The following is a 24,439-nucleotide window of genomic DNA, read 5'->3' as shown; positions in this document are numbered from 1 at the left end:
CAGCCCATTCACCAGCCGTGGCCGCCGGTACAGGTAGCGAGACAGTCCCGTGGCGAAAATGCCCATCAAGGCAAACCCCTTGGCCAAGAACACTGCACAACTGACCACGATGTTTGCGCTGTCGAACCATTTGATTGGGCGCCGATAGTTTATTGAACGCTGCGCTATCGGCCGAAAAATGGGCTGGCGGGGTCGAGATGTTGCTTACTACGCGCTCGGGAAACGTGATCGGCGTTTCCCTGGCAGCCTGTCGGAATGCGAGAACTTTGGTGTCTGTGTCAGGTCCAACCTGCACTTTAGCTATCCACTCGCGTCTCCGGAGCCGAACAAAAATGAGAAAACCTTTGGTTGCTGTCTTTGCTTGTGCATTGGCACTCGGAATGACGGCATTCTTGCCCGCCGATATCTCCCCTATCAGTTCCGCTTATGCCAAGGGCGGCGGTGGTGGCGGCGGTGGTCATGGCGGTGGCGGCGGACATGGCGGTGGAAACGGCGCCGGACATGGCGGTGGCATGGGAGGGCATAGTGGAAGCGGGAAGGGCCTTGGAAGTGATCACGCCGGAAAGGCGACACGCGATCATGGGGTAAGCGGCAATCATTACGGAAGCTCGCGCAACAGCGACAACGGTCATGGCACCACCACCTCGGGTGTCGCTCACTCCAAGGACACTCGCGGTTTGGCCAAGTCCACGGCCATCTCTGGAACGACGCCAGGCGATCATAATTCGAAAGGCCTCAGCAACGCTGTCGGGTCTTCTTCAAAAAATGATCGATGATTTGACCGCATCCATGCTGTACCGGCTTTAGCGTGCACGAAAGCCCAGCGTAGGCCGGGCTAAATGAACGGGTCACCCCCACACCCTGCGAGGGCTAAGCTTTCGCAGGGTGTTTTGTTTTGGAGGCCATCATCACGAGCGAGTCAGCACGGGTCGGGATCGATCTCGGTAAACACAGTTGCCACCGGCATGGCCAAGACACGTTGGGCCAAGCGGTGTTTCGCAAGCGGGTAGACGGCACGATCAGCCACACAGCCCAGATTCGCATCCCAAGTACAGGGGGCGCTTAGCTGGCGTAGCAAGTCTCTGATTGGCCAGGCATGTGTTTTGCTGCTGCGCTCTGTGTCGTAGCGGCCATGCTTCAGGTCGTATCTGGATGCGGCCTGAATCTTACCGGTCAGTATAGTCAGCTCCGTCCCTTTGCCGGAGTGCCTTGAATTGGACAATACCCGTGAGCGTTTGATTGATGCCGCGCTGAAGCTGTTTCTGTCGCAAGGTTTGTACGTGACGGGGGTAACGGCCATTGCCGCGATGGCGGGTGTTACCAAAATGACGCTCTACAGTCATTTCCCCTCCAAGGATGCGCTGATAGTGGCTTGCCTTGAGGAGCGTGACCGACGCTGGCGTGAAGAGGTAGCGCGCACCCTGGCTGGGCATCCTGAGCCGGTCAGTGGCATGCTCGCTTTTTTCGATCTGTATGAACGCTTTCTTTTGAAAGATAGCGAGCGCGGGTGCCTGTTCGTTAACAGTGCGGCTGAGTTCCCCCAGTTTAGCCACCCCGTGCATTTAGCAGTGAGCAGGCATAAGCAAGGGATACGCGAAAACCTTGCTGCCTTGGCCATGAGCGCCGGTATAAACGACCCCGACGCAGTTGCCCAAGGGCTGTTTATCTTGCTGGAGGGCAGTTTTGTCAGCGGCGCGATGGGCCAGGACATGCGGGTATTCGACACTGCCCGGCAAATAGCTCATTGCTGGATTCAGAGGCAGGAGCAGGGCGTATGAACCTGGGCTTGTTAGCGGCCATTGCCGCCACCTTTTCCTGGTCATTGCTCTACATTTTTCCGGGGCTGGTCGGTGACTACAGCCTTTTTGACCTGGCGGTGGTGAGCTATGTCTTTGCCGGGTTAGGTAGCCTGCTGGTGCTGTTCGTTTACCGTAGCGCAGTGCGGCAATTGCGACTGATTGACTGGGCCTGTGCCGCACTGCTGGGCTTCTTGGGATACATTGGCTACTTCTTCCTGATCACCACTGCGGTCTTGGCAGCCGGGCCGGTGATCCCTCCGGTGATGATGGGGTCAGTACCGATCGTGCTTGCGATTGCCGGCAACCTGCGCAGTGCCAGCGTGCCCTGGCGCGCCATTGCCGGGCCACTGCTGGTGGCGGGTCTGGGCATCAGCCTGGTCAATCTGAGTGTGTTTGATGCTAGCCGTGCGGCGGCAGTGCTCCCAACCGCATCGTTACTGCTTGGGCTGCTTGCATCGTTGTTGGCAATCGCATTCTGGACCGGTTTTGGTCTGTTGAATGAAAGTGCTTTGGCTCGACGCCCAAGCATGTCTCCCATGTTGTGGTCAGCCATGTTGATCTTCATGTGCAGCGTCGAAATGCTGGCGTTCATCCCGGTTGGGCTGTACTTGAAACTGTCTCATTTCGCTAGCTATCCGAGCGGATTGGCAGGTACTCAGGCGCTGATCGTCTGTGGGCTGATTCAGGGGTTAGGGGCCACCCTTGCAGGTGCCTGGGCATGGTCAATCGCAACGCGGCGTCTTCCGCTGGCGCTGAGCGGGCAATTGATTGCCAGCGGGACCATTTATGCAACTACGATGGGCCTGCTCATCAACCAGCGCTGGCCGTCTCCTATGGAAGCGCTTGGTACAGCCTTGTTGTTCGTAGGGGTGGTGTGGGCTATTCACGCCTTTTATCGCAAGCAAACACGCCTCCAGACGCATGGCGAGGCATCCAGGGTACGTATCTGATCCCCGGCTCGGTTGCCCGGCCATGCGTCTGGGCCGGCCAAGTTGGCTACGCCCGCTGTGCATGGCTCAGCCTATTTCAGCGGCACGTAGATGTCCGTCTGCCATTGCTCCAGTGGCGTTTCCGGGTACACGCTCAGGTAATGAAAGAACAACGGATGATCACGCAGTTCTTCGTTGCTCGATGGCAGCCAGTCACGATAAAGCGGGTAGATGGTTTCGCCAATGTAGTCAGGCGAACCGGTATGTCGAATCACGGCACAGCGCCCCGCCGGTATAACCCGTTCATGCACGCCGAAATCGTTGGGCTGCACCGCCTCGTCTATCTCGCCGCACACGGCAAAGCGAAAGGCGTGGGCCGGGGTGGTGTCGGGGTTGTCGTAGGGGATGCCGAAGGTTCGGTTGCTGGCCACAGGCGACTGGCCGCTGTGTATGCGCCACTGGCGAAAACGCGCGACGCTTTCGCTGACCAGGCCGGGCGGCCCTTGGTGTTCGAGCGCGGCCACGTGGGTTTCGGCGAAATTCACGATACGGATCTGCATGGTGATACTCCTGGATCGCTGAGGAACATTGAATACCGCACTCCAGGCCTGCCAGTTCGGTGCCTTGGCGAACGCGCTCGGCGCCATGCCGAAGGCGCGCTTGAACGCTCTGGCAAAGGCTTCGGGGCTTTCGAAACCGGCGCCGAATGCGGCCTCCAGTATGGGCGTCGCGGGCGAGGCGACCAGTTGATGCGCTGCGCGTCGAAGCCTCATCAGTTGCACATACCGTGAAACCGGAACGCCCATGTAGGCCGTGAACTGCCGATGGAAGTGAAATGCCGAGAAGTTGGCGATGCGGCTCAAGGCATTCACCGACAGGTCACCTTCGAGGTGGCTGTCGATGTAGGCAAGCACGGTTTCGAACCGTTTCATGTAGCTAGGGTTGTGCTGTGAGTCAGTCAACGAACGGAATCTCTGGAAGGTGCGGTAAGCGCTAGCATCCGTTGTTCAGGCACCGGGGTGCCTAGCCGTGATTGCTCTATCGGGTGGCTTGATGTGCTGCCAAGCGTTATGAGTCAGGGTTACACGGTGAGTACCAAGGGGCAGCAGCGTCGACGTGAACATGTTTCTGCTTCCTGGGCAGGAACGGTGTATCAAGCGTTCCCAGTGCTATCGAAATCCAGTCGGCAAACTCACCTTGGGCGCGTGACCAGAACAAGGTCGAGCCGCACTCCGTGCAGAACTCGCGCGTAACCGTCGGTGATGAAGAAAAGGCCTTGATGCTGGACGCGCCGCGCAATATGCGCAGCATGCTGCGCGGAATGCTGCCGTACGAAGCGAATGCGGCGCCGTGACTTTTGCGGCACTGGCTGCAGTGGCAGTGGCTCACTGCCTTGGGTGGGGTGAGTAGCAGGTAAGAGACGGCTGCGCACAAGCAGCTTCCTTGGTATGCCTCTGTCATTGGCGCTTCCGTGCAGGTGGGAAAGCGCCAGCGTAAACGCCTTGGCCCGATCAGTCGACTGGCCTGCGGGCCGACAGGCAATCAAACGCTACGTGTCAAGCCGCCATCGACCTTGATGTTCTGCCCGGTGATGTAGGCAGCGCCTTCGCTGGCAAGAAACGCAATGGTGGCGGCGATTTCCTCGCAGGTGCCATAGCGTTTGAGCGGCACGCTGTCGCGGCGCTGTTCGGTGGCTGGCAGGCTGTCGATCCAGCCGGGGAGGACGTTGTTGATCCTCACGTTGTCCCCGGCGGATTGGTCGGCGAAGATTTTGGTGAATGCGGCCAGGCCCGAGCGGAACACTGCAGACGTCGGGAACAGCTCACTCGGCTCGAACGCCCAGGCGGTGGAAATGTTGATGATCACACCCCCTTTCTGGTGCTGCATGTAAGGCGTCACCAGGCGAGTCGGGCGGATGACATTGAGCAGATAGGTGTCCATGCCCTTGTGCCAGTCTTCGTCGCTGATTTCCAGGATTGGCGCGCGCGGACCATGGCCGGCGCTATTGACCAGCACGTCGATGCGCCCCCACTTTTCCACCACGGCATCGACCAGGCGTTTCAGGTCCTCAACCGACTGGTTGCTACCCGTTACGCCAATACCACCAAGCTCGGCAGCCAGGGCTTCGCCCTTGCCCGAGGAGGAAAGGATGCCAACCTTGAACCCGTCAGCGGCCAGGCGCCGTGCCGCTGCCGCGCCCATACCACTGCCACCTGCTGTGATGATCGCAACTTTTTCTACTGACATGCTGCCTCCGGAACGTTAATCGCTGAATGCTTAGGCGCACTAAAATTAGCAGCAGTTATGGCAGCGAGGGAGACAGCTAAACTTCACCAAGGCAGTAGATTAACTATTGCCTGCCTGTTGCTTGAGCCAGCGCTGGACAATGCCGAGCGACTCCGGCTGCTGCAACTTTCGTGGCCATACCAGGTAGAACGACTTATCGAGCCTGAGTTGCTGAGCGAAGACCTGGGTCAGCCTGCCCGCGACGATGTCATCACTGACGAACGCCAGGCTTGCCAACGCAATACCCTGACCACTGATGGCGGCATCGATGGCCAATGAAGTCTGGTTGAACCGCAGGTTTCTGGCAGTCGCTTGCCCGTGTTGCGGGAACAGTTGTGCAAGGAACCGAGGCCAGAAATCATGGGCATCGTGGAGCAGGGTGAACGCTTGAAGCTGCTCGAAGCTGGTGGGGGTTTTGCTGGCTTCGAACAACGTTGGGCTGGCCACGGCGACGATACGCTGTTCCATCAACAGTTCGCTGTTCAAGCCCGCGCCGATGTCGGGCTTGCCATAGCGGACTGCGAGATCCACGCCGTCGGTATTGAAGTGGGACAGCCGATCTGTGGCCAGTACACGTAAATCGATGTCCGGATGGCTGTGCGCAAAGCTGCCCAGCCGGGGAATGAGCCATTTGGAGGCAAAGGTTGGTGTCACGCTGACCGTCAGGTGAGACGCCTGTGGCCGCAGCAGGCGGGTTGCCTCATCGATCATCGCCAAGGCGTTGCGAATGCTGCCGCTGTAGCCCAGCCCCGCATCGGTCAGTGCCAGGCCCCGGGGCAGGCGCTCGAACAAACGAAGGTTCAGGCTCGCTTCCAGCCCGCGTATCTGTTGTGCCACTGCCGCCTGGGTCACCCCCAGCTCTTCGGCGGCCAGGCGGAAGTTCAGGTGGCGGGCAACCACTTCGAACACACGTAGCGCATTGAGCGAGGGCAAATCAGGGAAACCGTTTGGCATGGCGATGGACAGGGTCGGGCTGGAGGATTCAGCCACGAGGCTACTCGCCGAGCGCCAGTAAAGAAACCCGCGCCACCGCAGCCAATCCGCCACGCTGCGCAGCAAGCCCTCTGTTGGCGGCTGCACATTTCCATCGTTTGGCTTGACGCGTGAAATTTTTCATGTAAATTTTCATGAAAAATAAGTCTAAAAATTTCACGGCAGTCCGAAACGATGAAGATGCACGAAGAGGTTGAAGCCCTCGCGATCCTTATTCACGACCTGCGCAAATTCAAGAACCTGACCTTGGGTGAACTGGCCGAGCGCATCAACCGCTCGGTGGGTTTCCTCTCCCAGGTCGAACGCGGCGTTTCGCGCCCGACCGTGGCAGACCTCACCGCTATCAGCGAAGCGCTCGGCGTATCGACCGCGTACTTCTACAACCTGAGCAAGCCCCGCAGCATTGGCTGGGTCACGCGCCCCCACGAGCGGCGCACGTTGTACCTGGAGTCGGGCATCACCGATGTACTGGCTTCGCCGACCATCGCAGGCGCCTTCTCCATGCTCGACAGCCTCCTCGAGCCGGGCGCCACCAGTGGGGAGGCGTACTTGAGCGACCGTTCCGAGCAGGGCTGTTTCGTGCTCGAGGGCGAACTCACGGTGTGGCTGGACCAGGGCGATGCCGTGACCCTGCAAGCCAACGACTGCTTCCAGCTGCAACCCCATGCGCCGTTCCGTTACGCCAACCTGACGGACAGAACCACCCGCGTGCTCTGGGTCTTCAATTGAATTCGTTCACCTCACAAGGATAAGAAGATGAGTGTCATCTTTCCGGATCTGCTGGCTGAAGTGCGCTCGTTCCGAGCAGAGCACCCGGCAATTCGCTATGTCGACCTGATTGCGCTGGACATCCCCGGGCACTTCTACGGCAAGCGCTACCCCATGGACATGCTGGAAAAAGTCGCAGCCGGTGCGCCACTGAAGCTGCCGCAGAACTGCGTGCTGCTGGGTACCCAGGGCGGCCTTTACCCGATTGGTGACTATTGCTTCGCCGACGGCGACCCGGATGCCGCCCGGCGCCTGGTGCCGGGTACGCTGAAGCCGGTGCGTTGGGAAAAGGAAGTGATCGCCCAGATGCTGATCACGTCCGACGGCACTGCTAAGCCGATCGAATTCGAGCCTCGTGAAGTGCTGGCGCGTGTGCTTCAGCGTCTGGCCAAGCGTGGCATCCGCCCGGTGGTGGCGTTCGAACTGGAGTTCTACCTGTTCGACCGCAAGCTTGATAACGGCCTGCCACAGTATCCACGTGACACGGCGACCGAGGATCAGGACGATCAGCCGAACATGCACATCGAGCGGTTGTCGCGCTTTTCGTCGGTCCTGCACGAGATGGTCGATGGCGCCAACGAGCAGGGCGTGCCGGCGAACGTCATCACCGCAGAGCTGGGCCCAGGCCAGTTCGAGATCAACTTCTCCCACAGCGACGATGCCCTCAGTGCGGCGGACTGGTCGGCACTGTTCTGCCGCAGTACCCGCGGTATCGCGATGAAGCATGGCTACCGTGCCAGCTTCATGAGCAAACCCTACCTGGACGCGCCAGGCAGCGGCATGCATGTGCACGTCAGCCTGTACGACGCCGCCGGCAATAACATCCTGGCGGGAAGCGAACAGCGCAAGCTGCGCCATGCGGTGGCAGGCTGCCTGGAACTGCTGCCGCACTGCATGCCGATCTTTGCCCCCAACCACAATGCCTACCGACGTTATGGCGCCATGGTCAACGCGGCGAGCAAGGCCAGCTGGGGGTTCGAAGACCGTGACGCGTGCATCCGCATCCCCGAGTCCGACCCGCGCAACCTGCGCATCGAGCACCGCCTCGCTGGCGCCGACGCCAACCCGTATCTGGTACTGGCGGCCATTTTGACCGGGATGGAGCATGGTCTGGATCGCGGCGTGGAGCCCATCGCCCCGCTGAACGACAACCGCCAGAGCGGCATCGACTTCCCCAAGGATGCCCTCAGCGCCTTGGCCGCCATGCGTCATCACCCGGTGGTCAACCAAGGCCTGGGCAGCGAGTTCGTGATGGTCTATTGCGAAAACAAATACCAGGAGCAACTGGACTTCATGCACCACATCGATGCCCGCGAATACCGCTGGTTCCTGTAGGTGCCGAGGTTGGAACAGCGACGCTGCACCCTCCCTTTCTACCGTTTCAATACAACGCGCAATATGGATTTGCCGGAGGAAGATATGCCACGTGTGCCCGTGATCGGCATTACCGCATGCACCAGCATGATTGAGCTGCATGCAACCCAGACCATCAGCGAGAAGTACGCGCGCGCGGCAGCCAAGGCGGCGTGTGGGCTGCCCATCGTCATTCCCAGCCTCGGTGAGTTGATGGACAGCGCCGATATTCTCGACGTGGTGGATGGACTGATCTTCACCGGTTCGCCGTCCAACATCGAGCCGTACCACTACAACGGCCCGGCCAGTGCCCCGGGTACCCAACACGACCAACTGCGCGATGCCACCACGTTGCCGCTGATGCGCGCCGCCATCGCCGCCGGCGTACCGGTACTCGGCATTTGCCGTGGCTTCCAGGAAATGAACGTGGCGTTGGGTGGCACCCTGCACCAGAAGGTCCACGAGACTGGCATGTTCATGGACCACCGCGAAGGCAAGGATGAGCCCCTCGACAAGCAATACGGGCCGCGCCACACCCTGCATGTAGAGCCTGGCGGCATGCTCGACCGCATGGGCTTGCCGGCGATATTCGACGTCAATTCCATCCACGGCCAAGGCATCGACGTACTGGCCCCCGGGCTGAGGGTGGAAGCGCTGGCGCCCGATGGCCTGGTGGAAGCGATTTCGGTCGAGAACAGCAAGGGTTTTGCCCTGGGTGTGCAATGGCACCCCGAGTTCCAGGTCATGGATAACCCCCATTACCTGGCCATCTTCCAGTCCTTTGGCAAGGCCTGCCGGCACCGCTCGGTACTGCGCCAGAGGCTGTTGCTGTCTGCCTGAGCAGCGGCCTTTCCCACCTGTAAAAAATACCTCGCAGCGCGGCTGCGCAACTTGATGGAGTGAAGTCAATGAGTGAACAGAATTCGCAGACCCTTGCCTGGCAAACCATGAGCCGCGACCATCACCTGGCCCCGTTCAGCGATGTCAGGCAACTGGCCGAGAAAGGCCCGCGCATCATCACCTCGGCCAAGGGCGTGTACCTGTGGGACAGCGAGGGCAACAAGATTCTCGATGGCATGGCCGGCCTGTGGTGCGTGGCAGTCGGCTATGGTCGCGATGAGCTGGCCGATGTCGCCAGCCAGCAGATGAAGCAGCTGCCTTACTACAACCTGTTCTTCCAGACCGCGCACCCGCCCGCGCTGGAGCTGGCCAAGGCGATCGCCGAGGTGGCCCCGCAAGGCATGAACCACGTGTTCTTCACCGGTTCCGGCTCCGAAGGCAACGACACCGTGCTGCGCATGGTCCGCCATTACTGGGCACTAAAGGGTCAGAAGAACAAGAAGGTCATCATTGGCCGCATCAACGGCTACCACGGCTCTACCGTGGCGGGCGCGGCCTTGGGCGGCATGAGTGGCATGCACCAGCAGGGCGGGGTGATCCCGGATGTCGTGCACATCCCGCAGCCGTACTGGTTTGGCGAAGGCGGCGACATGACCGAGGCCGACTTCGGTGTGTGGGCGGCCGAGCAACTGGAGAAGAAGATCCTCGAAGTTGGCGTGGACAACGTTGCCGCCTTCATCGCCGAGCCGATCCAGGGCGCCGGTGGCGTGATCATTCCGCCGCAGACCTATTGGCCGAAGATCAAGGAAATCCTGGCCAGGTACGACATCCTCTTCGTCGCCGACGAAGTGATCTGCGGGTTCGGCCGCACCGGTGAGTGGTTCGGCACCGATTATTACGACCTCAAGCCTGACCTGATGACCATCGCCAAGGGCCTGACCTCCGGTTACATCCCCATGGGCGGGGTGATCGTGCGTGACGAGGTGGCCAAGGTGATCAGCGAAGGCGGCGACTTCAACCACGGCTTCACCTATTCCGGCCACCCTGTGGCGGCGGCGGTGGGCCTGGAGAACCTGCGGATCCTGCGTGACGAGCAGATCATCCAGCAGGTGCATGATAAAACCGCGCCGTATCTGCAACAACGCCTGCGCGAACTGGCCGACCACCCGCTGGTAGGCGAAGTGCGCGGCCTGGGCATGCTCGGTGCGATCGAGTTGGTGAAAGACAAGGCCACCCGTGCCCGTCATGAAGGCAAAGGTGTCGGCATGATCTGTCGCCAGCACTGCTTCGACAACGGCCTGATCATGCGCGCTGTAGGCGACACCATGATCATCGCGCCACCGCTGGTGATCAGTATCGAAGAGATCGACGAACTGGTGGAGAAAGCCCGCAAGTGCCTGGACCTGACTTATGAGGCTGTTCGGTAGCGGCAGAAGCTGTTCTCAGCACCTGTGAGATCAAGCACCGCCTGCGCGGTGCTCGATCGGTGCCGCAATCGTACATTTCACGTCAGGCACCACCCGCAAAGCATTTTGCTTTGTGAAATGAATCCTGTACTTTTCTGGGCATCCATTTCCCGTCTGAAAGTCGCGATTCAACCATGAAAGTGCACGAAGAAATCGAAGGCCTGGCAGTACTGATTCGCGACCTGCGCAAGTTCAAGGGCCTGACACTGGGCGAGCTGGCACAGCGCATCGGCCGTTCGGTGGGCTTTCTGTCCCAGGTCGAACGCGGCGTATCACGCCCGACCGTGGCCGATCTCACAGCCATCAGTGAAGAGCTCGGTGTATCCACAGCCTACTTCTACAAGCTGGAAAAACCCCGTGAGCTCGACTGGGTGACCCGCCCGCACGAGCGTCGCACGCTGCACCTGGCGGGTGGTATCACCGATGTGCTGGCATCGCCCTCCATAACGGGCGCGTTTTCCATGCTCGACAGCCATTTGCAGCCGGGGGCCAGCAGTGGCGAGGAGTACCTGGACGACAGCTCGGAGCAGGGTTGCTTCGTGCTCGAAGGCGAACTGACGGTGTGGTTGGGCGATGCTGAGCCGGTCACGCTGCACGCCAATGACAGTTTTCAGTTGCAACCCCACGCCCGTTTCCGTTACGCCAACCTGACCGACAAGCCCACACGTGTGCTTTGGGTGTTCAGCTGAGGGCCGTCGCACGGGCATGCGCGTTGTGCTTCGGCTAGCGGGGAAAGTTGGCCTGCAAGCAATGTGCAGGCTGCATGGGGTATCCTTGCACCACGCAATCAACTTCGAAGCAGTGAATGAACAATGGGTTTTGAACAACTAGCTGAGCTACGAGACCGCCTGCGGGCGGAAAAAGGGCAGGTAAAGGCCGATAGCGCGAAACCGCCCAAGCGCAAGTCGCCCCCGCAGGCGAAGCCGCGTGAGATGGACCCGGCGGTGGCAGCGATCTGGCCACTGCAGAAGCATTTTCCCTTGGCTTTCCCGGTCAACCCGGCCCCCAAGGTGCCGCTCAAGGAGGGCATTTTCAAGGATGCCGAGCAACACCTGGAGCTGCTTGGGTTGACCCGCGAACAGCTCAAGCTGGGCATTTCCACGTGGTGCCGGGGCGCTCGATACTGGGCGAGCATGGTGGAGAATGCACCGCGCCTTGACCTGAATGGTCAGGCCGCAGGTACTGTGACCGCCGCTCAGGCGCTGCATGCCAAGCAGCAAGCTGCGCGGCAACGCAGCCAGGACCGACGCAATCGTGCGAAGTCAAAGGCCCAGGCCCAGGCTCCGGCCCCCGCCGCCGACACCGCAACGGTGCAGTCTACCGACTGAACTCAGTCGCGTTCTGCCCCGTAGCCATGCTGGATGGCAGCCCATTGCCGGGGCTGCCGTCTGGCAATGGACCAGGTTCGGTTTCGAGGGCCTGGTGCATGCAACGATGGTTTCAAGACCCACCTGATCGGCAAGCCGTGGCAGATGATACCGGGGCGTAATCACGTGCGTCGGTTTCAGAATGCGCCTGGTCGCTCGCATACAACCCCTCGGCGCTACAAGTGCCATGCTAGCAGGATGCCCAAGGGTCAGTGCGCGCAGACGTGCGGCCGTGGGCGAGGAGGCCACCCGTACCACGCAACTGTGACGTGGACGGTGCGCCGCAGCAGAACACGCCGGAAACCTGCCCCTTAAAACAATCAGGCAGGGTCCGTGATGCCGAGGTCCGCTGTATGCCTGATGAATTGCTCCACCTGCCTGTAGTCCAGCGCATTCTGGCCCGCGACAAGGACACCCCGGGTGCCCTGTTGCCGATCCTGCATGCCGTCCAGCACGAGCTGGGTTACATCCCCGACGCTTCTGTTCCCGAGATCGCCCATGCCCTCAACCTCAGCCTGGCTGAAGTGCGTGGGGTTATCAGTTTTTATCACGACTTCCGCACCGCGCCGCCCGCTCGCCACACCCTGCGCCTGTGCCGTGCCGAGTCGTGCCAGAGCCGTGGCGCCGAAGCCCTGGCCGCGCAATTGCGTGAACAGTTGGCACTGGACGACCACGGCACCAGCGCCGACGGCGCCATCAGCCTGCGCCCTGTTTATTGCCTGGGTGCCTGTGCCTGCTCGCCAGCGTTGGAGCTGGACGGCCAGGTGCACGCGCGCCTCACCCCTGAGCGCCTGCGGGACTTGGTTAACGGTTGCCGGGAGGACTCAGCATGCTGAAGCTGTATATTCCCTGTGATTCGGTAGCCCGTGCCGTGGGTGCCGATCAGGTTGCCGAGGCCCTGCTGCATGAGGCCGAGCGCCGCCAGTTGCCGCTGGACATCCAGCGCACCAGCTCGCGCGGGCTTTACTGGCTGGAGCCGCTGATCGAGTGCGACAGTGCGCAAGGGCGCCTGGGTTTCGGCCCGATTACGCCACACGATGTGCCGTCACTGCTTGATGCCTTGGCGGGCGAACCCGGTGGCCACTCGCTGGCACTGGGGCCGGTCGAAGAAATACCCTATCTCAAGACCCAGCAACGCTTGCTGTTCGCACGCGCGGGCATCACCCGCCCATTGTCACTGGACGACTATCGTGCCCATGGCGGTTTCGCAGGCCTCGAGGCCGCCGTGGCGCTGGACGGTGCCGAAGTGGTTGCCGCAGTACTCGACTCCGGCCTGCGTGGCCGTGGTGGTGCGGCGTTCCCGGCCGGCATCAAGTGGCGCACCGTGCGTGACGCTGGCGCCGGGCAGAAGTACGTGGTGTGCAACGCCGACGAGGGTGACTCGGGCACGTTCGCTGATCGCATGCTGATGGAGGGCGACCCCTTCCTGCTGATCGAGGGCATGATCATTGCCGGCCTTGCCGTGGGGGCCGACAAGGGCTACGTCTATGTGCGCTCGGAGTACCCCGACGCCATCCGGGTACTTGACCAGGCCTTCGCCATCGCGCGTGACGCTGGCTACCTAGGTGCTGACGTAGCCGGCAGCGGCCAGGCGTTCGACCTGGAGGTGCGGGTGGGCGCCGGCGCCTATATTTGCGGCGAAGAAACCGCGCTGCTCGAATCCATCGAAGGCAAGCGTGGCATTGTCCGCGCCAAGCCACCGCTGCCTGCGCTGCAAGGGTTGTTCGGCCTGCCGACGTTGGTGCACAACGTGCTTACGCTGGCTTCGGTGCCCATCATTCTGGCCAAGGGTGCGGCGTTCTATCGCGATTTCGGCATGGGCCGCTCGCTGGGCACCATGCCGTTCCAGCTGGCCGGCAACATTCGCCAGGGTGGCCTGGTCGAGCGCGCGTTCGGCCTGACCCTGCGCGAGCTGGTGGAAGGCTATGGCGGTGGCACGGCCAGTGGCCGGCCGCTGAAGGCCGCGCAGGTCGGTGGCCCGCTTGGTGCCTGGGTACCCCCCAGCCATTTCGACACCCCATTGGACTATGAAGCGTTTGCTGCCGTGGGCGCGATGCTCGGCCACGGCGGTGTGGTGGTGGCCGACGATACGTTGAACATGGCCAGCATGGCGCGTTTCGCCCTGCAGTTCTGTGCCGAGGAGTCCTGCGGCAAGTGCACCCCGTGCCGCATCGGCTCCACCCGGGGCATGGAAGTGGTCGACCGGTTGATCGCCAGCAGCGACATCACCGAACGCCATGACCAGGCGCTGTTGCTGCGCGACCTGTGCGACACCCTGCAGTACGGTTCGTTGTGCGCCATGGGCGGTATGACTGCCTATCCGGTGGCCAGCGCGCTCAAGTACTTCCCCGCCGATTTTGGGCTGACCACCACGGAGGCCGCACAGTGATCAATTTCTTCGACCCCGCTTCTGATAAAAGCAGCGACCTCGGCACACCGGCCCGCGAAAGCGACGTGCAGGTCAGCCTGAGCATCGACGGCCGCGCCATCAGCGTGCCTGCTGGCACCTCGGTCATGCGCGCCGCCTCCATGCTGGGCACCAGCATCCCCAAACTGTGCGCCACTGACAGCCTCGAAGCCTTCGGCTCCTGCCGCATGTGCATGGTGGAAATCGAAGGCATGCGCGGCTACCCGGCATCCTGCACCACGCCAGTCAGCGAAGGCATGGTGGTGCGCACCGAAACCCCGCGCCTGGCCGGCCTGCGCCGCAACGTGATGGAGCTGTACATTTCCGACCACCCCCTGGACTGCCTGACCTGTTCGGCCAACGGCAACTGCGAGCTGCAGACCGTGGCCGGCCAGGTGGGCCTGCGTGAGGTGCGCTACGGCTATGACGGCGCCAACCACCTGGACGAGAAAAAAGACGTTTCCAACCCGTATTTCGACTACGAGCCGAGCAAGTGCATCGTCTGCAGCCGCTGTGTGCGCGCCTGCGAGGACATCCAGGGTACGTTCGCCCTGACCATTACCGGGCGCGGTTTCGAATCGCGGGTGGCGGCAGCGGGTGGCGAAAACTTCCTTGCGTCCGAATGCGTGTCATGCGGCGCCTGCGTGCAGGCCTGTCCGACCGCGACCCTGACGGAAAAGAGCCTGGTGCAGCTTGGCCAGCCTGAGCGTTCGGTCATTACCACTTGCGCCTACTGCGGCGTTGGCTGCTCGTTCCGCGCCGAAATCAAGGGTGACCAGCTGGTGCGCATGGTCCCGGACAAGAACGGTGGCGCCAACCACGGCCACGCCTGCGTCAAGGGCCGCTTTGCCTGGGGCTACGCCACCCACCCGGACCGCATCACCAAACCGATGATCCGCAAGCGCCTGGAAGACCCATGGCAGGAAGTCAGCTGGGACGAGGCCGTGACCTATGCCGCCAGCGAGTTCCGCCGCATCCAGCTCAAATACGGGCGCGACTCCATCGGCGGTATCACCTCCAGCCGCTGTACCAACGAAGAAGCCTACCTGGTGCAGAAACTGGTGCGCACGGCCTTCGGTAACAACAACGTCGACACCTGCGCACGGGTATGCCATTCGCCCACCGGTTATGGCCTGAAGCAGACCCTGGGTGAGTCGGCCGGCACGCAAAGCTTCGACTCGGTGATGCAGGCCGACGTTGTGCTGGTGATCGGCGCCAACCCCACCGATGCGCACCCGGTGTTCGGCTCGCAACTCAAGCGCCGCCTGCGCCAAGGGGCGCGGCTGATCGTGATCGACCCACGGCGCATCGACCTGGTCGACTCGCCGCACGCCCGCGCCGACCTGCACCTGCAACTGCGCCCGGGTACCAACGTGGCCATGCTCAACGCCCTGGCCCACGTGATCGTTACCGAGGGCCTGCTGGCCCAAAGCTTCATCGATGCCCGCTGCGAAACCGAAGACTTCGCCCGTTGGCGCGACTTCGTCAGCCTGCCAGACAACGCCCCCGAGGTGCTCGGCCCGGTTTGTGGCGTGCCTGCTGAGCAGATCCGCGCTGCGGCCCGGCTGTATGCCACCGGCGGCAACGCGGCCATCTACTACGGCCTGGGTGTGACCGAGCACAGCCAAGGCAGTACCGCAGTGATGGGCATCGCCAACCTGGCCATGGCCACTGGCAACATCGGTCGTGAAGGGGTAGGGGTGAACCCGCTGCGCGGGCAGAACAACGTGCAGGGCTCGTGCGACATGGGCTCGTTCCCGCACGAGCTGCCCGGCTACCGGCATGTCTCCAACGAGGGCGTGCGCGCCGAGTTCGAACAGGCGTGGGGCGTGACCTTGCAGCCCGACCCGGGTCTGCGCATTCCCAACATGTTCGAGGCGGCGCTGGATGGCAGCTTCAAGGCGCTGTACTGCCAGGGTGAGGACATCGCCCAGAGCGACCCCAACACCCAGCACGTCACCGCGGCCTTGCTGGCCATGGAGTGCGTGGTGGTGCAGGACATCTTCCTCAACGAAACTGCCAAGTTCGCCCATGTGTTCCTGCCGGGCAGTTCGTTCCTGGAAAAGGACGGCACCTTCACCAACGCCGAGCGGCGAATTTCGCGGGTGCGCAAGGTCATGGAGCCGCTGGCCGGCAAGGCCGACTGGGAAGCTACCGTGGCCCTGGCCAACGCCCTGGGCTACCCGATGAACTACCGCCATCCTTCCGAGATCATGGACGAGATCGCCCGCCTGACGCCGACCTTCCGTCGTGTCAGCTACGCGGAACTCGACCGCCATGGCAGCCTGCAGTGGCCGTGCAACGACGCTGCCCCAGACGGCACGCCGACCATGCACATCGACCAGTTCGTGCGTGGCAAGGGGCGCTTCATGCTCACCGGCTACGTGCCCACCGACGAAAAGGTCAACAACCGCTACCCGTTGCTGCTGACCACCGGGCGCATTCTCAGCCAGTACAACGTCGGCGCCCAGACCCGGCGTACCGGCAACGTCGCCTGGCATGACGCCGACCGCCTGGAGATCCACCCGACCGACGCTGAAAGCCGTGGCATCCAAGACGGTGACTGGGTCGGCATCGGCAGCCGCGCCGGGCAGACAGTGCTGCGTGCCAAGGTCAGTACGCGGGTGGCGCCGGGAGTGGTGTACACCACCTTCCACTTCCCCGAGTCGGGGGCCAACGTGATCACCACCGACAACTCCGACTGGGCCACCAACTGCCCCGAGTACAAGGTGACGGCAGTGGAAGTGGTGAAAGTGTTCCAGCCATCGCAATGGCAGAAGCGCTATCAGGACTTCAGTGATGAACAGCAGCGGCTGCTGAAAGAGCGCCGTACTGCGGAGAAAGCCGAGGTTCGCCGATGAGCAGCGAAAACCTGGTCAAGATGGCCAACCAGATTGCCCATTACTTCGACAGCGAGCCCGACCGGGCGCTGGCGGTGCAAGGGGTGCGGCAGCATTTGCAGAGCTTCTGGACGCCGGCGATGCGCCGGCAGCTGGCGGAATGGAGCGAGGCCCATGCGGGGGAGGGGCTTGACCCGAAGGTGCGGGAGGCGTTGGTCTAGACTCCCGGGCGGCAACGGAACCTTGGGGCGGGTTTGCCTGCGAATGTGGCGTTGAAATCAATGACGCATTCGCGGGTGAACCCGCTCCTACAAGGGGCCTGCATATTGCCTACTCAGCCGCGGGCCAGCTCCGCCAGGTGGGCGATGGCTTCCTCGCTCTTGAGCACCAGCACATCACCCTGCAGCGCATCCAGCACCACTTCCGAGGTATTACCAATCAACGCCCCGGAAATGCCCGTGCGGCACACCGTGCCTATCACGGTCACCACTGCATCAAGCTTCTTTTCGGTATGTGGAATCAACACATCCGCTGGCCCTTCGGCCACGTGCAGGCACTCATCGCTGATGCCGTATTCGGCCTGGAACGCCTTGCATGCTTCACGGTAGCGTTTTTCGATCGTATCGCTCAGCTGATAGGCCGGGTCCGACGCTGACAGCATCGGCGACGGGTGGGCACTGATGACGTGCAGTTCTCCCTTGGCCAGTTTGGCAATCTCGAAGCCGTGGTCGATGATGCTGGCATGCAGGCGGCGGTGGTCTTCGTCCTGGTTGCCCACGTCCACCGCCGCCAGGATTTTGCCCCCGGTCCATGGCCGCTCGCTCTTGACCATCAGCACCGCACACGGGCATTGGCGCAGCAGCTTCCAGTCGCTGGGGGTGAGCAGGGCCTTTTTCAGCGGGTTGTCCGGGCGGTGGTCCTTGATCACCAGTTCACAGCCTTCGGCCTGCTGTACATGGATGATGGTGTCGTGCAGGTTGTCGCGCCAGCCCTCTTCATGGGTGACATTGTCGAAGCCGTCATCATGCAACTGGCTGCTCAGCAGGCTCAGCAGCGCACTGTGATCATGCCGTTTGTCGCACATCAGCAAGTGCAGGCGCGCGCCGGTGATGCCGGCAATCAGCTTGGCCCGTGTAAGCGCCCGGCTGTGGGCGTGCGCGGGGTCGAGGACGACGAGGATGCTGCGGACGGCTTGCATGGGCGTAAACTCCCTTCGATGATGGCGACCAGTGCCTGACTATAGTCGGCGCTTTCCCCTCCAGCGCTTGATGTACATCAAGCATAGTCACTGGCGTCGCCAGCCGCCGCCGGTATAATCGCCGGCCCTGCCTGTTCTGTGTGGTTGCACGCTTATGTCCCTGATCCCCGAAATCGACGCCTTTCTTGGCTGCCCGACGCCAGACGCCTGGATCGAAGCGGCGCTCGCCGACCAGGAAACCCTGCTGATCGACCACAAGAACTGCGAGTTCAAGGCCGCCAGCACGGCCTTGAGCCTGATCGCCAAGTACAACACTCACCTGGATCTGATCAACATGATGTCGCGCCTGGCCCGCGAGGAGCTGGTGCACCACGAACAGGTGTTACGCCTCATGAAACGCCGCGGTGTGCCGTTGCGCCCGGTGTCTGCAGGGCGTTATGCGTCGGGGTTGCGCCGGCTGGTGCGCGCCCACGAGCCGGTCAAGCTGGTGGATACGCTGGTGGTGGGGGCGTTCATCGAGGCGCGCAGTTGCGAACGTTTTGCCGCGCTGGTGCCGCATCTGGATGAAGAGCTGGGCCGCTTCTACCACGGGCTGCTGAAAAGCGAAGCGCGCCACTACCAGGGCTACCTGAAACTGGCGCACAACTATGGTGATGAAGCGGACATCGCTCGCCGCGTCGAGTTGGTACGCGCGGCGGAAATGGAGCTGATCCAGTCACCAGACCAGGAGCTGCGCTTCCACAGCGGCATCCCGCAGGCTTTGGCCGCCTGATGGGCACCAGGCGGCGCAGGCCTTAACTGCGCCGGCCCAGTAGCAGGCCTACCGCCAGCCCGAGGCCGGCGGAAATGGCCACGGTCTGCCAGGGGTGGCCGCCGATGTAGTCCTGAGTGGCGTCCACCACCGGTTGCGCCTTGCTGCGCACGTTGCTCGCCGCCTGGCGTGCCTGGCGCAGCTTCAGGCTCACCTGGGCGCGCAACGTCTCTGCTTCTTCGCCGACCAGTGCGGCACTGTCGTTCAGCAGTTTTTCCGATTCTTCTATCAGCGATTGCAGTTCGCTGAATACCTGGTCCTTGATCTGATCGCTGTCAGCCAGCGTGGCGTTTTTCCGGGCCATGAACTCGTCCTCGTCAATGGGGGTATGAACAATGGATGCCGCCACGTCGGGAAAGTTGCGGCGGCTTTCCGATGATGGGTTGCCTGGGTGTAAGATAGCGGCCATTTTCAAACCTGCAGGTAACTTCATGAGTTTCAATCTGGCCAACATGAGCTTTGAGGAACGGGCGCAGATCGAGGCAGAGAAGGCCCGGCTGTTCGAGATGTGGCAGAACAACCTGGGCAAAGCCAAGGGCGAAGCCGCCCGGCTGATTGCCGAAAAGCCACGGCGCAAGGGCAAATGGGCCGAGTGGGTGCGCGCCGAACTGGACGGCATGACGCCGCCTGAATACGCCAGCATGGTGCGCAGCGAAGTCAACAAGCTGATGGCCGCAGCCAGCGCCAACCGCTGAGCACACCCGCCCGGCGCTTGTCAGTAGGTGCCCTTGGGCAGGTCCAGCTTGCCTTCATCGGTAAAGCGCACGGTCCCCAGCGGCCCGCCGGCCAGTTTGCCGCGCAGCTTGTAGGGTAGACCCTGCAGCGAATCCAGCTTGCCCAGCCCATAGGCCTGGCGCAGGAAGGAAAACGCCGTGATGCTTACCGGCACCACGATCACCGCTTCGTCGTAGCGGCCAATATGCCCCTGCTGGTCACTGACCCCAGCGGCCAGCGGCTGGCCGTTCACTTCCAGGTTCAAGGCGATGCCGTTGTAATCGATCGGCGCCTCATTGGGGTTTTGCACCCGCATTTTCACCGCCATGCGCAGTTCCAGCTCCTGACCGGGCAGTGGTTCGATGCCGATTACGCTGATGTTTACCGGGTCGCGTGGCTGGAACAGCGCACAGGCCCCCAGGCCACAGGCCAGCAGCAGGACCAGGAACAGGCGGGTGTAGCGGTAAAGACGGGCAGTCATGGGCTGTGACCTTGCCGGAATGGAGCTGGCAGTGTGGCAAATGCGCGTCGGCGTTGAAAGTATCGGTTCATATGAAAGATACTGTTTCTCATTAACGCCCGATAACCTCTCTTACTGGCTGTTCCCAATCATGCTGACTTCACCCATGTCGGGCCTGCTGGCAAGTTTCCAGGAGCACTACGACGACCTGCTGCAGTTTCTGACACGGCGCATGAGCGACCGCCAGCGCGCGGCCGATGTGGCGCAGGAAACCTACCTGAAGCTGGTGAACATCGACGAGCAGGCGGTGCCGGTGTTGCACGCACGCAGTTTCATCTTCCGCGTCGCCGGCAACCTGGCGATTGACGCCTTGCGCCGTGAGCAACGCATCGCCGCCAGCCACGACGACAGCGACGGAGCCTGTGAGGTGGCCTGCCCGGCGCCCGCCCCTGAGGCGGCGTTGCTGGCCCGCGAGCGTTTGCAGATTCTTGACCAGGCGCTGTTGCAGTTGCCCGACAATGCCCGCCAGGCGCTGTTGCTCAACCGTGTCGAGGGCCTGACCCAGAAGCAGGTCGCTCAACGCCTGGGGGTTTCCGAGAGCATGGTGGCAAAGTATATCGGCCAGGCCCTGCGCCATTGCCGCGGCCGGTTGAAACAGGCGGGTGTGGCGGCTTCGGTGGTGTTGCTGGTCGCCGCCGTGGCGGGTTGGCAGCAAGCCCCGATGCTGCTGGCCGATTATCACACCGCCGTGGGCGAGCGGCAGGTCATTACCCTGACAGATGGCACACGGGTGACGCTGAACAGCGCCAGTGCCTTGAGCGTGGCGTTCAGCGAGCATGAGCGGCGTGTGGTACTCGATGCGGGTGAGGCGCTGTTCGAGACCGCCGATGATTCACGTCCGTTTGTGGTCGAAACGGCCGGTGCGCGGGTGCAGGGCAATGCTGCCACCTTCAGCGTGCAGCGCGATGGCCACGTCGTGTTGGCTCGCGGTGAAGCCAAGGTGGGTGAACATGAACTGGCAGTGGCGGCCGATGCCGGCACGCAGATGGCCTGGCAGCGTGGCAAGCTGATCTTTAACGGCAAGCCGCTGGGGCAGGTGCTGACCGAGCTTGAGCGATACCGGCATGGGCGCATTGTGTTGTCCGACAGCAAGCTGGCTGCGATGGAAGTGAGCGGGGTGTTTGACCTGGATGAACCTGAGGCCCTGTTGCGGACGTTGGAGCAGCGGTATGGCCTGAAGGTGACTTACCTGCCGTGGTTGGCCGTGGTGCATTGATCAGCCTGTGCCGGCCTCTTAGCGGCAAGCCCGTTCCTGCACAGATCGCACAATCTTCAGGCGGGCGCAGTCGTTGTAGGAGCGGGCTTGCCCGCGAAGAGGCCGGACATAAATAAAAATATTTTCCATTTGGCACTGCAAGTTCCTGCAAGCCAGATCGTCGTAGTGAGACTGATCAGCAACCCATTCTCATTTACGACTTGTCAGGAAGCTCATTCGTGCCTCTGATGCTCAAGCCCTTGCACCGCCGTCGCGGTTCTTTTCACCATGCCTTGATGTCTTGCAGTGCCGTGGCCCTGTTGCTCGGCCCCATGCACGCAGGGGCCGCGACGACTGCCGAACAGACCCAGATGCAAGCCCGCCAGGTCCAGCTCGACCTGCCAGCCCAACCGCTCGACCAGGCGCTCACCACCTTCGCCGACCAGGCCGGCCTGCACCTGCTGTACACCACAGGCGATGTCGCCGGCCAGGTCAGCCCGGCGTTGCAGGGTAACTACAGTGTCGAGCAGGCCCTGCAGCAGTTGCTGGCCGGCAGCGGCATGAGCTGGCAGTTCAGCGAGGCTCGCACCGTCACCCTGCGCAAGGCCGAGGCCGCGCCGCAGGCGGTCAACCTCAAGCCGATCGAAGTCAGCGTAGCCTCGCGCACCAGCACCGCCATCAGCGAAATCCCCGGGACCGTCTGGGTAGTGGACCAGCAGCAATTGCGCGAGCAGATCGACAGCGGCGTCAGCCTGAAGGAAGCCATCGGCAAGCTGGTGCCGGGCCTTGACCTGGCGCCGGAAGGGCGCACCAATTACGGCCAGAACATGCGTGGGCGCAACGTGCTGGTGATGATCGACGGGGTCAGCCAGAACAGCTCCCGCGGCCTGTCGCGCCAGTTCGACAGCATTTCGCCGTTCAACGTCGAGCGCGTCGAAGTGCTGTCTGGCGCCAGCGCCATCTACGGCGGTGGCGCCACCGGCGGCATCATCAACATCGTGACCAAGAAGGGCGAGCCTGGCCCGGCGCGCTTCGAAACCCAGTTGGGGGCCAGCAGCGGTTTCAACAACAGCGACGACCTGGCCACCCGCTTCGCCCAGTCCGTCAGCGGTGGTAACGAGCGGGTCAATGCCCGGTTGGGTATTTCCGGTGAGCAGAACGAAGCCTTCTACGATGGTGCTGGCGACCAGATCTTCATCGACAACACCCAGACCGACCTGCAGTACAACCGCACCATCGACGTACTCGGTACCTTGGGCCTGCAACTGAACGACCAGCAGAGCCTCGACCTGTTGGCCCAGTACTACGACTCGGGCAACCACGGCAGCACGGGTATCTACTTCCCCAACCTGAACTACAACGCGCCATCCGACCTGGAAGACGCCGAGCTGCGCAGCGGTTATTCATCGGACCTGGAGCCGCGTACGCGGCGCTTGCTGCTCAACGCCAATTACCACCACACCGACGTGCTGGGCCAGGACTTCTACCTGCAGGCTTCGTACCGCAAGGAAGACGACAACTTCTACCCGTTCCCGTACTACAACCGTGCCACGCCCACCGGCTCGCGCGGGGTGTACTTTGCCGCCTCGCAGCAGAACTTCGAAGTCACCAGCCTCAAGGGCCTGTTTGCCAAACAGTGGGATACGCTGAAGCTGACCTACGGCGTTGACCTGGACCGCGAGCGCTTCAACGCCGAGCAGACCACCTTCAACGCCCAGACCTCGTCCGAGTCGGGTGGCCTGGAGCTGGAAAAAGACAGCAAGGCCGACCGCTACCCCAGCTACCGGGTGGATGGTGTGTCGGTGTATGCCCAGCTGGACTGGCATGCCACCGACAACCTGACATTGTCCGGTGGTGCCCGGCGGCAGCAGATGGACGTGGATGTCAGCGACTTCAAGGGCGTGCCAGGTGGCAGTAACGACTATCAGGTCAACCTGTTCAACATCGGTGCCATCTACGACTTCAAGAACGGCCACCAGGTGTGGAGCAACTATGGCGAAGGCTTCGACCTGCCTGACCCGGCCAAGTACTACGGCAAGCCGGGCCTGAGCGTGGCCGATAACCCGTTGGCCGGTATCAAGAGCCGCCAGGTGGAATTGGGCTGGCGCTATGCCGACCTGGATTGGGATGCACAGGCAGCGCTGTACTACATCTGGTCGGACAAGATCATCAACGTCGATTCGCAAACGCTGACCATCGACGTGGAAGAGCAGAAAAGCCGCGACTTCGGCTTTGAAGGTGCACTGACCCGGCACTTCCAGACCGGCTGGGAAGCTGGCGGCACATTGCACATGACACGCTCCGAGGAAGAGGCCGAGGACGGCGGCTGGATCAAGCGCGATGCCCGTTATGCCTCGTTGTCCAAGGCCACCGCGTTTGTCGGCTGGAAGGGCGATGGCCGCAGTGCACGCTTGCAGGCCAACCATGCCTTCAGCCTGAAGGACGATGCCGATCACGAGATTGACGGCTACACCACCTTCGACCTGCTGGGCAGCCAGGACACCGGTTTCGGCACCTTCAGTGCCGGTATCCAGAACCTGCTGGACAAGCAGTACAGCACGGTATGGGGACAGCGTGCGACGTTGTTCTATTCGCCGACCTACGGGCCGGCGTATCTGTATGACTACCAGGGGCGTGGGCGGACCTATACGCTGAGCTGGAGCATGGCTTACTGATTGTGGTGGCCTGAACGGGCCTGTTCGCGGAGGCAACGGTGAACGGCGGGTGGGTGAACGGCGGGTTGAGATTGGCCAGCAGGGCCGGCCTCTTCGCGGGTAAACCCGCTCCTACACGACGGTGCCTGCGCCCAACCATCGATGCGTGTCCACCCTCGATCCGGCGTAGGAGCGGGTTTACCCGCGAATGCGGTAGCGGCGGCAACAGTGAACGGCGGGTGGAAATTGGCCAGCAGGGCCGGCCTCTTCGCGGGTAAACCCGCTCCTACACGACGGTG

Annotated in this window: 24 protein-coding genes; 17 read left to right on the top strand and 7 right to left on the bottom strand. The window is 62.2% G+C overall.

The features are described 5' to 3' along the window. Nucleotides 1-332: 332 nt before the first annotated feature. From AC3RCM_RS18855 to AC3RCM_RS18845, 3 genes are all read left to right on the top strand, one after another. Nucleotides 333-776 (top strand): hypothetical protein, encoded by a 444-nt coding sequence (locus AC3RCM_RS18855; RefSeq protein WP_158666136.1) that lies wholly within the window; start codon nucleotides 333-335, stop codon nucleotides 774-776. A gap of 438 nt (nucleotides 777-1,214) precedes the next feature. Next, nucleotides 1,215-1,778: a TetR/AcrR family transcriptional regulator gene (locus AC3RCM_RS18850; protein WP_492629067.1), complete on the top strand. Its 564-nt coding sequence runs from the start codon at nucleotides 1,215-1,217 to the stop codon at nucleotides 1,776-1,778. Further along, entirely contained in the window at nucleotides 1,775-2,749 is a 975-nt protein-coding gene (locus AC3RCM_RS18845) for a DMT family transporter (RefSeq protein ID WP_492629066.1), read from the top strand. Before AC3RCM_RS18850 ends, AC3RCM_RS18845 begins: the two co-directional genes overlap by 4 nt. Before the next feature lie 71 nt (nucleotides 2,750-2,820). On the opposite strand, the gene AC3RCM_RS18840 is transcribed toward AC3RCM_RS18845, so the two are convergent. The 4 genes from AC3RCM_RS18840 to AC3RCM_RS18825 all read right to left on the bottom strand — a co-directional run bounded on the left by AC3RCM_RS18840 (nucleotide 2,821) and on the right by AC3RCM_RS18825 (nucleotide 5,968). Continuing rightward, entirely contained in the window at nucleotides 2,821-3,660 is an 840-nt protein-coding gene (locus AC3RCM_RS18840) for an AraC family transcriptional regulator (RefSeq protein ID WP_492629065.1), read from the bottom strand. Nucleotides 3,661-3,796: 136 nt separating this feature from the next. Further along, nucleotides 3,797-4,189 carry a GFA family protein gene (locus AC3RCM_RS18835; protein ID WP_081273312.1) on the bottom strand — a complete coding sequence of 131 codons (393 nt, stop codon included), beginning with the start codon at nucleotides 4,187-4,189 and terminating at the stop codon, nucleotides 3,797-3,799. An 81-nt stretch (nucleotides 4,190-4,270) separates the two neighbouring features. After that, complete coding sequence (locus tag AC3RCM_RS18830) at nucleotides 4,271-4,975, bottom strand: SDR family oxidoreductase (protein ID WP_492629064.1); 705 nt, start codon at nucleotides 4,973-4,975, stop codon at nucleotides 4,271-4,273. A 99-nt stretch (nucleotides 4,976-5,074) separates the two neighbouring features. Continuing rightward, the gene (locus AC3RCM_RS18825; protein WP_064493519.1) at nucleotides 5,075-5,968 is read right to left on the bottom strand and encodes a LysR substrate-binding domain-containing protein; all 894 of its coding nucleotides are present in this window, start codon (nucleotides 5,966-5,968) and stop codon (nucleotides 5,075-5,077) included. A gap of 213 nt (nucleotides 5,969-6,181) precedes the next feature. Here AC3RCM_RS18825 and AC3RCM_RS18820 point away from each other — a divergent pair, with 213 nt between their 5' ends. The 10 genes from AC3RCM_RS18820 to AC3RCM_RS18775 all read left to right on the top strand — a co-directional run bounded on the left by AC3RCM_RS18820 (nucleotide 6,182) and on the right by AC3RCM_RS18775 (nucleotide 17,269). Further along, nucleotides 6,182-6,736, top strand: a complete 555-nt coding sequence (locus tag AC3RCM_RS18820) for a helix-turn-helix domain-containing protein (protein ID WP_064493509.1) — start codon at nucleotides 6,182-6,184, stop codon at nucleotides 6,734-6,736. A gap of 27 nt (nucleotides 6,737-6,763) precedes the next feature. Next, entirely contained in the window at nucleotides 6,764-8,110 is a 1,347-nt protein-coding gene (locus AC3RCM_RS18815; protein ID WP_064493510.1) for a glutamine synthetase family protein, read from the top strand. Between the two features lie 84 nt (nucleotides 8,111-8,194). Then, nucleotides 8,195-8,968, top strand: a complete 774-nt coding sequence (locus AC3RCM_RS18810) for a gamma-glutamyl-gamma-aminobutyrate hydrolase family protein (protein ID WP_409322754.1) — start codon at nucleotides 8,195-8,197, stop codon at nucleotides 8,966-8,968. Nucleotides 8,969-9,036: 68 nt separating this feature from the next. Further along, the gene (locus tag AC3RCM_RS18805) at nucleotides 9,037-10,395 is read left to right on the top strand and encodes an aspartate aminotransferase family protein (protein WP_019752090.1); all 1,359 of its coding nucleotides are present in this window, start codon (nucleotides 9,037-9,039) and stop codon (nucleotides 10,393-10,395) included. Nucleotides 10,396-10,568: 173 nt separating this feature from the next. Continuing rightward, entirely contained in the window at nucleotides 10,569-11,123 is a 555-nt protein-coding gene (locus AC3RCM_RS18800) for a helix-turn-helix domain-containing protein (RefSeq protein WP_064493513.1), read from the top strand. Between the two features lie 123 nt (nucleotides 11,124-11,246). Next, complete coding sequence (locus AC3RCM_RS18795; protein WP_064493514.1) at nucleotides 11,247-11,762, top strand: ProQ/FinO family protein; 516 nt, start codon at nucleotides 11,247-11,249, stop codon at nucleotides 11,760-11,762. Nucleotides 11,763-12,154: 392 nt separating this feature from the next. After that, nucleotides 12,155-12,637 carry a formate dehydrogenase subunit gamma gene (locus tag AC3RCM_RS18790; protein WP_492629063.1) on the top strand — a complete coding sequence of 161 codons (483 nt, stop codon included), beginning with the start codon at nucleotides 12,155-12,157 and terminating at the stop codon, nucleotides 12,635-12,637. Then, nucleotides 12,631-14,190, top strand: a complete 1,560-nt coding sequence (locus AC3RCM_RS18785) for a formate dehydrogenase beta subunit (RefSeq protein WP_492629062.1) — start codon at nucleotides 12,631-12,633, stop codon at nucleotides 14,188-14,190. The genes AC3RCM_RS18790 and AC3RCM_RS18785 overlap by 7 nt, the downstream gene beginning before the upstream one ends. Further along, the gene (gene fdhF / locus AC3RCM_RS18780; RefSeq protein ID WP_492629061.1) at nucleotides 14,187-17,069 is read left to right on the top strand and encodes a formate dehydrogenase subunit alpha; all 2,883 of its coding nucleotides are present in this window, start codon (nucleotides 14,187-14,189) and stop codon (nucleotides 17,067-17,069) included. Before AC3RCM_RS18785 ends, fdhF begins: the two co-directional genes overlap by 4 nt. Then, nucleotides 17,066-17,269, top strand: a complete 204-nt coding sequence (locus tag AC3RCM_RS18775; RefSeq protein ID WP_010953171.1) for a formate dehydrogenase subunit delta — start codon at nucleotides 17,066-17,068, stop codon at nucleotides 17,267-17,269. The genes fdhF and AC3RCM_RS18775 overlap by 4 nt, the downstream gene beginning before the upstream one ends. A 113-nt stretch (nucleotides 17,270-17,382) precedes the next feature. On the opposite strand, the gene AC3RCM_RS18770 is transcribed toward AC3RCM_RS18775, so the two are convergent. Further along, nucleotides 17,383-18,246 (bottom strand): universal stress protein, encoded by an 864-nt coding sequence (locus tag AC3RCM_RS18770; protein WP_492629060.1) that lies wholly within the window; start codon nucleotides 18,244-18,246, stop codon nucleotides 17,383-17,385. Between the two features lie 154 nt (nucleotides 18,247-18,400). On the opposite strand from AC3RCM_RS18770, the gene AC3RCM_RS18765 reads away from it, so the two are divergent. Further along, nucleotides 18,401-19,018 (top strand): MiaE family protein, encoded by a 618-nt coding sequence (locus AC3RCM_RS18765; protein ID WP_003248869.1) that lies wholly within the window; start codon nucleotides 18,401-18,403, stop codon nucleotides 19,016-19,018. A gap of 22 nt (nucleotides 19,019-19,040) precedes the next feature. Here the strand turns inward: AC3RCM_RS18765 and AC3RCM_RS18760 are convergent, their stop codons facing one another. Next, complete coding sequence (locus tag AC3RCM_RS18760) at nucleotides 19,041-19,361, bottom strand: ElaB/YgaM/YqjD family protein (protein WP_003248878.1); 321 nt, start codon at nucleotides 19,359-19,361, stop codon at nucleotides 19,041-19,043. A 127-nt stretch (nucleotides 19,362-19,488) separates the two neighbouring features. On the opposite strand from AC3RCM_RS18760, the gene AC3RCM_RS18755 reads away from it, so the two are divergent. Beyond that, on the top strand, nucleotides 19,489-19,752 hold the full coding sequence (locus AC3RCM_RS18755; protein WP_003248880.1) for a hypothetical protein: 264 nt from the start codon (nucleotides 19,489-19,491) through the stop codon (nucleotides 19,750-19,752). Between the two features lie 20 nt (nucleotides 19,753-19,772). On the opposite strand, the gene AC3RCM_RS18750 is transcribed toward AC3RCM_RS18755, so the two are convergent. Then, nucleotides 19,773-20,252 (bottom strand): LEA/WHy family protein, encoded by a 480-nt coding sequence (locus AC3RCM_RS18750; protein ID WP_020192401.1) that lies wholly within the window; start codon nucleotides 20,250-20,252, stop codon nucleotides 19,773-19,775. 130 nt (nucleotides 20,253-20,382) lie between these two features. Between AC3RCM_RS18750 and AC3RCM_RS18745 the strand changes: the two genes are divergently transcribed. Both AC3RCM_RS18745 and AC3RCM_RS18740 read left to right on the top strand, forming a co-directional pair. Then, nucleotides 20,383-21,507, top strand: a complete 1,125-nt coding sequence (locus AC3RCM_RS18745) for a sigma-70 family RNA polymerase sigma factor (protein WP_029615541.1) — start codon at nucleotides 20,383-20,385, stop codon at nucleotides 21,505-21,507. Nucleotides 21,508-21,734: 227 nt separating this feature from the next. Beyond that, a complete protein-coding gene (locus AC3RCM_RS18740; RefSeq protein ID WP_409320058.1) occupies nucleotides 21,735-24,161 on the top strand; it encodes a TonB-dependent receptor in 2,427 nt (808 codons plus the stop codon). The last annotated feature ends 278 nt before the right edge of the window (nucleotides 24,162-24,439 follow it).

Source organism: Pseudomonas sp. GW823-FHT05G12 (assembly GCF_058795575.1).
Note: the sequence above shows the minus strand (reverse complement) of the source record. Positions and strands in the feature narration are given on the sequence as shown.